We start from the raw sequence: 10,990 nt of genomic DNA, 5'->3' as shown, positions 1-10,990 counted from the left end.
GCCCGGGATGTAGAAGTAGCCGGTGCCGTAAGCGTCGCAGACGCGAACGTACTCAACCGGTTCCGGCTCGGCAGCGACGATTGCGTCTGCTGCGAATGCCGGTGCAGCGATGAGGGCAGCTGCGGAACCAAGCAACATCATACGAATGTTCATGGAAAGCCAATCTCCTAAGTTCGAGTGCGTTCCACGAAAGAACGTCCCCTCTGATAAAACCCGATCAATTCGGTAGGGCCTAAAATAGCCGAAAGGGGGGAGGGCTCAACAACGAATGCTCTCATTTTATAGCGAATTCTAACTAAACCGTGATGTGTGTGACAGAAGTACAACAGTCCTGAGGCGGGTATTAACAAGAGGTAAAACAGGACGGCAAAATATTGCTATTTTAGCACCACTTAGCCGGATTGGCCGCGCGCAAATGGACATCGGGTCTGCGCCTCAATACCCAACTTTATCGTAAACCGATCCAGATGCGAGCTCGTATTCGCGCATTCGAGCTGCGCTATAGACGGAAAATGCGGCTGGCCGACGGGAAGAACGACATGCACGATCGGCACTCGATCGCGCCGCGATTCGATTTAAGCGATGATTCGACAGAGACCGGGAGCAAGCCTCGTGAAAGCGCGGCCGGCTCCAGAGGGCGCGCTTCTATATCTGCGATCCGAATCTCAAAACTGCGCGCGCCGCGCTTCAGGATCGGGAACCGGAACGGCAGCCATCAGTGCCTTCGTATAATCGTCCGCCGGGCGTTCGAAGATCTGGCGACGGGTGCCGGTCTCGACGATCCTGCCGCCGCGCATGACGGCAACCTTGTGGGACATGCGCTCGACGACCGCCATGTCGTGCGAGATGAAGAGGTAGGAGAGCCCCATGCTTTCCTGCAGTTCCAGCATCAGATCAAGCACGCGGGCGCGGACGGATACGTCGAGCGCCGCAACGCTTTCATCGGCAACGATCAGCTTCGGCTTAAGCGCAAGGGCACGCGCGATGCAGATGCGTTGGCGTTGGCCGCCGGAGAATTCATGCGGATAACGCGTAGCGGCATCCGGCGTCAGCCCGACGCGGCGCAGGAGCTCTGCGATCCTGTCCTGGCGCTCGGATTTAGCGGCAATGCCGTGGATGACTAGCGGTTCTGCAATCGCAGCGCCCACCGACATGCGAGGGTCGAGCGAAGCATAGGGATCCTGAAAGATCATCTGCGCCGTGCGGCGTACGGGCCGCATCTCTCGATGGCTGAGGCCTGCAATGTTGCGGCCGTTGATGACCACATCGCCCGTGAAAGGAATGAGGCCGAGGACGGCCTTGCCGGTCGTCGATTTTCCCGAACCGCTTTCGCCGACGAGGCCGAGTGTTTCGCCCGGCAGAATGTCGAAGGAGACGTCGATGACTGCCGCGGGCGGCGCCTTACCCTTGAAGAGAAAGCTCGCAGCCCCACCATAGGTGACATTGAGACCACGCACATTCAGGACTGGTGCGCGATCCTGCAGGGTCTCGACACCGCGTGACGTGATGCTGGGCGGACCATCCGTGCCGGCAAAAGCACCGAGACGCGGCACGGCCGAGAGCAGCTGCTGTGTATAATTCTGGCGCGGGGCGCGGAAAATGGTGACGGCCGGACCTTCCTCGACGATGCTGCCATCCTGCATGATGATGACGCGATCGGCCATCTCGGCGACGACCCCCATGTCATGGGTGATCAGGACGATCGAGGTGCCGAATTCTGACTTCAGCTCCCGCATCAGCTTGAGGATCTGTGCCTGCACCGTCACATCGAGCGCGGTCGTGGGCTCATCGGCGATCAGCACCTTGGGACGGCAGGAGAGCGCCATGGCGATCATCACGCGCTGGCGCATGCCGCCCGAGAGTTCGTGCGGATATTGCTTCAGGCGCTTGGTCGGATCGACGATTTGTACGGCATCGAGCATTTGGAGCGCAATTGCCTCGGCATTCTCGCCGCCCTGATGCTCGCGGATTGCTTCCATCAGCTGCGCGCCGATCGACATGACCGGATTGAGCGATGTCATCGGTTCCTGGAAGACCATGGCGATATCGGCGCCGCGCACGCCGCGCATGGCCCGTTCGGAAAGTTTCAGCAGATCGCGTTCGCCGAGCATGATGCTGCCGGAGGCCACCTGAAGCGAGGCCTTCGGCAGCAAGCCCATGATCGACAGCGAGGTCACTGATTTACCCGAGCCCGATTCCCCGGCCAGGCAGAGGGTTTCGCCGCTTGCAAGATCGAAACTGATATCTTTCAGAACCGGTTTGCGGCCCTCGGGTGTTCGCGCATCGACACTGAGATTGCGAACGCTGAGTATTGGCGCGGCGGGCATGGCTTCAATCACGCGAATACGATCCTCGGGAAGTAGAAGGAGACAACCCAATTCGGCAGATCGACGATTTCGCTGATGCGCAGATCGCCGCAGACAGAGCAGAGCAGATAGGCATCGATGGCACTCATGCCATGTTCGGCAGTCAGAAGATCGATCATGCGCATGACGCTTTCGCGTGCGCCGGTCATCAGATCCGGACCGATGCCGGTCGTGACTTCATAGCCGGCGCCATCGAGATGGCGGGTAACGGGCTCGGTCGTCGTGAAACGTGGTGTCCGCAGGCGGGCATCCCTGACGAGCTCGATCGTCGCCTCGACATTCATCTGGCTCTCGATCGCTGTGCCGCAGACTTCGCCGTCGCCTTGGGCAGCATGCGTGTCGCCGATGGAGAAGAGAGCGCCTTCGACCTCGATGGGCAGGTAGAGAGTGACACCGGCAGTCAGGTCGCGGATATCCACATTGCCGCCGACACGGCGCGGCGGCACGACGGAATGCGTGCCGGGTTCCGCCGGGGCAACGCCGATCGTGCCGGCAAAGGGTTTCAGCGGCACACGGCCGCCGGGGCCATAGAGGGCCGGGGTCATGCTGTTGGCGTCATAGGACCAGACATGCAGCGCCGGTTCCTTGAACTGGTCGGCGAGCAGGCCGAAGCCCGGAATATTGGCCGTCCAGCCGGTGCCCGAGGGAATGAACTTGCGCAACGTTATCTTCAGTGCATCGCCGGGCTTGGCGCCCTCCACATAGATCGGGCCTGAAACCGGATTGATCTTGCCGAAGTCCAGATTGTTCAGCGTCTCCAACGTTGCGTCGCTGCCGAGCTGGCCGCCGGAGGAGTCCAAGCATTCGAAATGGATCGTTTCGCCCGGCTTGGCGACGACGGCGGGTACGAAATCCTTGTTCCAGCCGAAGTTATGCTGGGCCCGGTGGATCGTGTGGGTGCAGGCAATGCACATAAGGTGTCTCCCTCGATTTTATGGAGCCTTCCCGGCTGGACCGGGAAGGCATTGTTTCCTTAGCGCTTATTGCTTCACGTAGATCGCGTCGTAATTGATGACTCGTGTCGGATCGATATAGATATTGTCAGCACCGCCCATGCGCAGCGACTTAGCAACGACGCGACGCTCGTTGATGACGGGAACCCACGGCGCATCGGCCATGATGTCGGTGAAGACTTTGCCCCACGCAGTGGTACGCTCTGCGGACTTTGCCGGGTCGGACATGGAGTCCGCGGCAACCGCACGCTTGTCGAGATCGGCATTGCAATACCAGGACCAGTTCCAGCCGCCCTGAACTGCGCCGGCGCAACCGAGGATCGGGCCGTAGAAGTTGGACGGATCCGGGAAGTCGGCAATCCAGGCCATGCCGCCCGACCAGATCATCGGCGCTTCGCCTTCGGTACCGCCGGCCGAGATGACGTTTGCCTGTGCGAGAGCGCGAAGTTCAGCCTTGACGCCAACGGCTGCGAGATCCTGCTGGATCGCCTGGGCGATACGCGGCTGCGGATCGGTATTGGTGGAGTAAAGCACGGTCTCGAAGCCAGCGGGGAAGCCAGCTTCAGCAAGCAATGCCTTCGCCTTGGCGACATCGTAGCTATAGCCGACGAAAGACTTGTCGTAACCCGGCATCAGCGGTGGCAGCGGTTGGTTGGCAGGCGTTGCGCGACCATTGAGGATGCGGACGATGCGGTCCTTATTGATGGCCATGTTGATGGCCTGGCGCACTTTGACGTTATCGAAGGGCTTCACCTTGGTGTTCAGCGTGATGTAGCCAGTGTGAAGCTGCTCGCCATCGACGATCATCTGTGCGCCATCGGCAGAGTTCTTGATCTCGAGGAATTTTGCGGGCGGGATACCGTCGCCGGCAATATCGACTTCACCTTTCTGCAGGCGCAGCAGTGCAACCAGCGGCTCCTGTCCCACTTCGACCTTGAAGCTGTCGATATAGGGCACACCTTTGACGAAATAATCCTTGTTGCGCTCGAAGACGAGCTGCTGGCCGATCGTCCAGTCCTTCAGGATAAAGGTGCCTGAACCGATGGGGTTCTTGCCGAAATCGCCACCGGCGGCTTCGACGGCTTCCTTCGGCACGACCGAAGCGAAGTTGATGGCGAGCACATGCAGGAAGGTCGCGTCGGGACGCGACAGGTGGAAGATGACGGTGCTGTCATCAGGCGTCTCGATGCCCGACAGCGTCTCGGTCTTGCCGCCGGTCTCGTCCTCGAAGCCCTTGATCGCGCCGAAGAAGCCGGCGCCCGGGCCTTGCGTCTTCGGGTTGACGGCGCGTTCGATCGAATATTTCACGTCGGAGGCGACTACTTCGCGGCCGTTGGAGAACTTCACGCCCTTGTGCAGCTTGAACGTATAAGTCAGGCCATCGGGCGATACCGCAAAGCTTTCGGCGAGCGACGGAATCGGGTTCGGCGTGCCCGGTTCGTAATCCATCAGGCGCGAATAGAGGCTCTTGATCATCGACCAGTTGACCCAGTCGTAACCGATGGCCGGGTCGAGCGTGGTGATGTCGTCCTTGTAGGTGACGACGATATCGCCGCCCTGCTTGGGCGTTTCCTGTGCCATGGCGGCGGGGGCGAGGGCCACCATCGTTGCCATGGTCGTGTGTCGAAGCCAGCGTTTGAACATGCGGGTTCCCCTTCTTGGTTGCTGTCAACGTGTGCGGATGCGTGGATCGATGAGCGGCGCCACAAGGTCGGCGAGCAGATTGCCGATAACGATGGCAAGTGCCGACGTCAGCGTGACGCCCATGATGATCGGTATGTCGACCTGCTGGATGGCCTGCCAGGCAAGCTGACCGATGCCCGGCCAGCCATAGACTGCCTCGACGACGACCACGCCACCCATAAACTGGCCGATGTCGATACCGATCATCGCAATGATCGGTAGGATCGCATTGGGAAGGGCGTGGCGGAAGATGATGCGGCGCGAGGACAGGCCCTTGGCGCGGGCGGTGCGGACGTAGTCTTGATTGAGAACATCGATCATTGCCGATCGAACCATGCGGGCATACCAGCCGGCGCCGAGGACGCCGAGGGTGGAGGCTGGCAGTACGACATGGGCAAATGAGCCGTAACCGCTCATCGGTAGCCATCCGAGCGTTACCGCAAAGACATAAAGAAGCAGCAGAGCGACGACGAATTGCGGCGCCGAAACCCCGACGAAAGAGGCAGTCATCACAAGCCGGTCAGTGAAACCGCCGCGGCGAACGGCGGCGATCGTGCCGAGCGTCAGACCAAGCACCAGTTCGACCAGAATGCCTGATAGCATGAGGACGAGTGTCGCGGGCAGGCGGGCGGCGATCAGCGTCCAGACCTCGGTCTTCTGTGCATAGGAGCGACCGAGATTGCCGTGCGCGAGGTCGAAGAGATATGAGGCGAACTGGACGAGCAGCGGCTCATCGAGGCCAAGTTCGTGGCGGATATTGGCAACTGTCTGCGCCGTGGCGCTTCGGCCGGCAATCATACGCGCCGGGTCGGCCGGCAGCGCATACAGCAGCACGAAGGTAATGGCGGCAACGCCGAGAAGAATGAGCGCGGCCTGTACCAGCCGGCGGAAGATGAGGAAGACCATCAGCCCCTCCCGCGCTGGGTCGGATCGAGAATGTCGCGCAGCGCATCCCCGACAAGATTGAAGGACAGGGCCGTCAGCAGGATGAACGCGCCAGGGAAGAAGACGAGCCAGGGGGCTGCCTGGAAGTAGCTCTGGCTTTCGAAGATGATGTTTCCCCAAGAGGGCTGCGGCGGTTGTACGCCGATGCCGAGGAACGAAAGAGTCGCTTCCAGCAACACGGTCGTGGCGATGCCAAGTGTGCCCCAGACGATTGCGGTCGGCACGAGATGCGGCAGGATATGCAGGAAGAGAACCCGTATATGGCCCGCACCAAGCGAGCGTTCGGCCATGATGAAGTCGCGTTCCACCAGGCCGCGTGTCTCCGTATAGACGATGCGGGCAACTTGCACCCAGTTGACGAGCGCGATCACCATAGCGACGATCCAAAGGCTCGGCCGCAGCAATGCGGCAAGCACGATTGCCAGCAGCAACGCCGGGAAGGCCATCATCAGATCGGTAAAGCGCATTAGGATATTGCCGACGATACCGCGCGCGTAGCCGGCGAGAATGCCGATCAGAAGGCCGATTGCAACCGCGATTCCGTTGGCGACAAGGCCAATGACGAGCGAGGTGCGTGCGCCAAACAGCATGCGCGAAAAGAGGTCGCGTCCCAGCGTATCCGTGCCGAGCAGATAGGGACCACCGGGCGGCAGCGGCGCGCCTTCCAGCGACAACCCGTCGAACATCTGCTCATCGGGGTTGAATGGCGCGATCCAAGGAGCGGCCACCGCAAGCGCGATGACGACAACTACGACGACAAGACCGAAGAGGGCCGGCGGCTGCCGCAGCATGGCTTTGATCACGCGCATCAGCCGGCCTCGGGCAGGGGCTCTATCCCGCCAAGGATGAAGGCGGCGATCTGTTCCATCGGCAGGCGGCGGCGCATGGCGCAATTGCGCAGGATCGAATAGGCGCGTTCCTCGTCGACGCCATGCGCCTGCATCAGCTTCTCGATTGCGGCATGCACGAGCGGGCGAAGGCGAATGCGTTCTTCGAGATATTGCAGGCGCTCGGCGACACCTTTGCGCTCCCGATGAATGGAGACGGCCATGACGAGGGCCGGATAGACAGCGGAGGCCGAGATTGGCTTGGCGATGATCGCACCGGCGCCCTGACCGAGCGCCCAGGCGATACGGCCCGGCGCTTCCGAGCCGAGCAATGCGACGACGGGGCATGCCGGGATGGAGCCGAGACCGTTCCATGGCAGCAGATCGTCAAAGCCCTGGTCGGCATCGACGATGACGAGATCGGGTGCGTTTGCGGCCAACATTGGCGCCCATTGCAGGCTTGCTGACAGCCCGAGAAGACGCAACTGACGGATTAGCCTTTCGGCATTGCCGTCATCGCGGTGGAGAACGACAGCATGCCAGCCGGTGAAATTGGGCGTTTCCCTCATGAGACCACCCGCAATCTCGGCGAAGCCGGTTTGTTGCGGCCGGTCAAATAGGGATCGGCAGCGAGCGGCGGACGCGAGGCGATCACATCAAAGCCGTTATGGGTATTGATACGACCGAGATGAAAGGGCAGGGCGGCGTGGTTCGTTTCGCGGTCGATGTTGAGCGTACCGAAGGGTGTCGCCCAGATCTTGCTGTATAATTCCCGACGCACGTTCGCCGGCTCGTCGCCGTCGGCCGCCACGATCGCATCGACGCAAAGACGCACAGCCGTATAGGCGCTGGCAAAGACGCTGGAAATGCGGCGCGGCGCGCCGTAGTGAGCGAGGATCCGCTGTTTGAAGTCGCCATTTTCGGAGGTCGCGACGCTGTCAAAATAAGAAGCGGCACAGAGCTGACCGACGGCTGCGCCCGGCGCGATATCGTCAAGCTCACATTCCATCAGATCGCAGCTGACGACCGGGCAGTTTTCGGGCCGGAAGGCCGGGTCGCGATCGGCAAGCCGCCGGATCGCTTCGTGGAAGGCATAGCTCGAGGGGCCGATCAGATTGTTGAGGATGAAGCTCGGACGGCGCTGCTCGATATCGGCGACGATACGCCCGACTGCGGTTTCCTCGAGCGGGAGATATCGCTCGCCAAGAACTTCGCCACCGGCATTGGTGATCAGTTCGCGGGCGAGCCGGTTCATCTCCCAGCCCCAGACATAGTTGGCGCCGACGAGATAGGGCCGGTTGCCGTAGCGCGGGATCAGGTGCTCGAAGAGCGGCAGGAGATGCTGGTTTGGGCAGCCGCCGACATAAATGACGTTTTCGTTCGCCTCGAACCCTTCGTAGGGGCACATATACCAGAGCAGCCCGTCATGCTTTTCAATGAGCGGGATGACCTCTTTGCGGGCGGCCGAGGTGATGGTGCCGACGATGTGACGGCACCCGGCACGCAGCAAATGACGCGCGCCTTCGAGATAGGCGGCAAGATCGGCCTGCGGCTCGAAGAAGACCGGCTCGACGGGCCGGCCGCTTACTGCGGCGAATTCGGCGATCGCGAATTCCGCGCCGCTGCGCGCGTCGCGCCCCATCGAGCCGTAGGGGCCCGTGGTAGAGTAAAGAATGCCGATTTTCAATGCATCAGTCATGTGCAAGCCAAAAGCCAAAAACCCCATGAGGCGTCCATCTGCGACGGGGCCATCATGGGGCGAAACTGCCCAGCGACTATCGAAGTCATGTAAAATACGGAGGAGCTTTTGCCTAATCCGCAGGCTTGAATAAAATACAGGCACTCTCGTGTTGTCAAGCAGCTCCGGGCAAATTGCAGCCGTACGACAGGATAAAGACGATCTCGCCTTAAGCAGGACAATCTGCCTTGCCTGGAACGCCATCATCACGGCGTCAGTCCGTCGGAGCCGTCATCCGAATACTGTCCCTCCGTCGCCGCCGAAACTTTCGCCAGCGGGGAGCTCGATTTTGTGTCTTCTCCCACCGAAGCGAAGGACGGTGCTCACGTCGCGCGATGCTGTGAGCCTTATCTTCATCGGCCTGCCATTCTCCCAATCGAGGTCGAGAAGCATGCCGCCGCGCAGGCGCAAGCCGCGGACCGAGCCGCGCGGCCACGCCTTGGGCAGGGCTGGAAGCAGATGAATTTCGCCTGCACGTGATTGCACCAGCATTTCGAGGATGCCGGCGGCACCGCCGAAATTTCCGTCGATCTGGAAGGGCGGATGAGCATCGAAGAGATTGGCGTAGGTCCGCTCTGGGCTAATGAGCAGCTTGATCACGTCGAGTGCATGATCGCCGTCGCGAAGCCTGGCCCAGAGATTGATGCGCCAGCCGATGCCCCAGCCCGTCGCATCGTCACCGCGGATTTCCAGCGAGCGGCGGGCAGCTGCGGCAAGGTCGGGCGTATTATCCATGTCGATCTGCCAGCTCGGATAGAGGCCATAGAGGTGCGAGACATGGCGATGATGGATCTCCGGCACCTGCAGATCCCAGTCCTCCAGCCACTCCTGCAAGTGGCCGGCCGCGCCGATCCTGTCTGACGGAAGGTGCGGCAGCACGCGGTCGATCTCGGCAACAAGCCCGTCTTCACCGCCGATGGAGACAGCGAGCGGGCGAAGCAGAGAAAGGAAATCCCGGATGATCTGACTGTCCATGGCGGGTCCGGCGCAGAGCGAGGCGCCATGCGGGTGGACATTCTCCGGCGATAGCGAAGGGTTGGTCACCAGATATTTGGTGCCGGGAAGGGGAACCAGCACATCGAAGACAAACTCTGCCGCCGCCTTGGCAACCGGGAAAAGGCGCCGGCGCAGGCTATCGGCATCGTCAAGATAATCGGCAATATCCAGCAACTGCGCCATGAGCCATGCGCCGCCGGTCGGCCAGAGGCCCCATTTGGCGCCATCGATCGGCCCGGTCGCTCGCCACAGATCGGTATTGTGGTGCATGACCCAGCCGCGCGCATGATAATGCACCTGCGCCGTCTCGCGACCGGTTTCGGCAAGCTCTTGCGCCATCTCGACGAGCGGCTCGATGCATTCGGGCAGATTGGCCGGCGCCGGCAGCCAGTAATTCATCTGCAGATTGATGTTGGTCGTATATTTGCTGCCCCAGGGCGGATCGGTTTCCTCGTTCCAGATGCCCTGCAGGTTTGCAGGCTGCGTGCCGGGGCGGGACGAGGCGATCATAAGATAGCGGGCGAACTGCACGTAAAGGGCGGCGAGGGCAGGATCATGCCGGCCACCAAAACCTGCAATGCGGCGATCCGTGGTCTCGTTAGCTGCGGACGTGGAACCCAGATCGATGGCAAAGGCGCGGAACAGCCTCTGATGTTCAGCCATATGATCCCGACGCATGAGTTCGGGACTGCGAGCCGAGGCTTTTGACAGCCGCGCGGCGATCGTGCCGTCCGGATCGCCCGAGACATCATCGTATCGGCGAAAACTCGTCGCGGCATCGAGCAGGATCAAAAGCTCGTCTGCATCGTCGCCCGAGATGACGCCGTCCGAGAAGCTTAGTGTTCCTCCGTTATTGATCACTCGAATGCCGAAAGCGAAGCGCAGGGCGGCGGCAATGCCCCATTCGGCCTTACCGGTGCCGCAAAAGGTCAGTTGTGAGGCATTGCCCGCAATCAGCCGACCTTGCTGGGGGCTGCCGAGCGATATCCGGCACTTCACGGAATGGGGTCGATCTGCGGAAAGGCGAAACAGCAGCACGCCGTCGACGGCAGAGATGAAAGCCTCGCGAAAGAAGGTCGTTCCATCGGCGATATAGGAGGTTGTGGCGACCGCGGTATCGAGGTCGAGCGTGCGACGATAGTTCGTCACGCTCTGCGAATGCAGCAAATCGACATGGAGATTGCCGATCGGCTGGTAGGACATCTGCTTGATCGGCCGCGCCATCAGATGCTCCTCGGCCATCGCTTCTGCTTCCACGTAATGGCCGGCGAAGATCAGCTCCCGGACCCTCTCCAGGTGGCCATGGGCATCGGGGTTGACCGGTCGGTAGGGACCGCCGGCCCAGAAGGTGGATTCGTTGATCTGCAATCTTTCGGAAGCGGGGCCGCCGAACACCATGGCGCCGAGCCGGCCGTTGCCAAGCGGCAACGCATCCGTCCACGACCGGGCCGGCGCATCATACCAGAGAAGATTGTCCGTCAT

At 61.2% G+C, this 10,990-nt stretch carries 9 protein-coding genes; all 9 read right to left on the bottom strand.

Features of this window, described 5'->3' with window-relative positions; translation table 11 throughout:
- The coding region (locus FHT78_RS11070; protein ID WP_183743391.1) for a porin at positions 1 to 153 on the bottom strand (153 nt) is incomplete at its 3' end.
- A 512-nt stretch (positions 154 to 665) separates the two neighbouring features.
- Positions 666 to 2,339 (bottom strand): ABC transporter ATP-binding protein, encoded by a 1,674-nt coding sequence (locus FHT78_RS11065; RefSeq protein WP_183743389.1) that lies wholly within the window; start codon positions 2,337 to 2,339, stop codon positions 666 to 668.
- Positions 2,336 to 3,280 (bottom strand): acetamidase/formamidase family protein, encoded by a 945-nt coding sequence (locus FHT78_RS11060; RefSeq protein ID WP_183743387.1) that lies wholly within the window; start codon positions 3,278 to 3,280, stop codon positions 2,336 to 2,338. The genes FHT78_RS11065 and FHT78_RS11060 overlap by 4 nt, the downstream gene beginning before the upstream one ends.
- 66 nt (positions 3,281 to 3,346) lie before the next feature.
- Positions 3,347 to 4,963 carry an ABC transporter substrate-binding protein gene (locus FHT78_RS11055; RefSeq protein ID WP_183743385.1) on the bottom strand — a complete coding sequence of 539 codons (1,617 nt, stop codon included), beginning with the start codon at positions 4,961 to 4,963 and terminating at the stop codon, positions 3,347 to 3,349.
- Between the two features lie 24 nt (positions 4,964 to 4,987).
- A complete protein-coding gene (locus FHT78_RS11050) occupies positions 4,988 to 5,908 on the bottom strand; it encodes an ABC transporter permease (RefSeq protein ID WP_183743383.1) in 921 nt (306 codons plus the stop codon).
- Positions 5,908 to 6,756 carry an ABC transporter permease gene (locus FHT78_RS11045; RefSeq protein WP_183743381.1) on the bottom strand — a complete coding sequence of 283 codons (849 nt, stop codon included), beginning with the start codon at positions 6,754 to 6,756 and terminating at the stop codon, positions 5,908 to 5,910. Before FHT78_RS11045 ends, FHT78_RS11050 begins: the two co-directional genes overlap by 1 nt.
- Entirely contained in the window at positions 6,756 to 7,343 is a 588-nt protein-coding gene (locus tag FHT78_RS11040; RefSeq protein WP_183743379.1) for an ANTAR domain-containing protein, read from the bottom strand. Before FHT78_RS11040 ends, FHT78_RS11045 begins: the two co-directional genes overlap by 1 nt.
- A complete protein-coding gene (locus FHT78_RS11035; RefSeq protein ID WP_183743377.1) occupies positions 7,340 to 8,473 on the bottom strand; it encodes a transporter substrate-binding protein in 1,134 nt (377 codons plus the stop codon). The genes FHT78_RS11040 and FHT78_RS11035 overlap by 4 nt, the downstream gene beginning before the upstream one ends.
- 270 nt (positions 8,474 to 8,743) lie before the next feature.
- Positions 8,744 to 10,990, bottom strand: a complete 2,247-nt coding sequence (locus tag FHT78_RS11030) for a glycoside hydrolase family 95 protein (RefSeq protein ID WP_183743375.1) — start codon at positions 10,988 to 10,990, stop codon at positions 8,744 to 8,746.

This window comes from Rhizobium sp. BK196 (genome assembly GCF_014193255.1).
In the GTDB taxonomy this organism is placed as follows: Bacteria; Pseudomonadota; Alphaproteobacteria; order Rhizobiales; family Rhizobiaceae; genus Rhizobium.
The sequence above is the reverse complement of the archived record's forward strand: the minus strand, read 5'-3'. Positions and strand labels throughout refer to the sequence as shown.

What these genes read in the sequence shown, in the direction of transcription:
- FHT78_RS11060 (WP_183743387.1), bottom strand. Translation starts at nt 3,280, where the DNA reads ATGTGCATTGCCTGCACCCACACGATCCACCGGGCCCAGCATAACTTC.
- FHT78_RS11055 (WP_183743385.1), bottom strand. Translation starts at nt 4,963, where the DNA reads ATGTTCAAACGCTGGCTTCGACACACGACCATGGCAACGATGGTGGCC.
- FHT78_RS11050 (WP_183743383.1), bottom strand. Translation starts at nt 5,908, where the DNA reads ATGGTCTTCCTCATCTTCCGCCGGCTGGTACAGGCCGCGCTCATTCTT.
- FHT78_RS11045 (WP_183743381.1), bottom strand. Translation starts at nt 6,756, where the DNA reads ATGCGCGTGATCAAAGCCATGCTGCGGCAGCCGCCGGCCCTCTTCGGT.
- FHT78_RS11040 (WP_183743379.1), bottom strand. Translation starts at nt 7,343, where the DNA reads ATGAGGGAAACGCCCAATTTCACCGGCTGGCATGCTGTCGTTCTCCAC.
- FHT78_RS11035 (WP_183743377.1), bottom strand. Translation starts at nt 8,473, where the DNA reads ATGACTGATGCATTGAAAATCGGCATTCTTTACTCTACCACGGGCCCC.
- FHT78_RS11030 (WP_183743375.1), bottom strand. Translation starts at nt 10,990, where the DNA reads ATGACGGACAATCTTCTCTGGTATGATGCGCCGGCCCGGTCGTGGACG.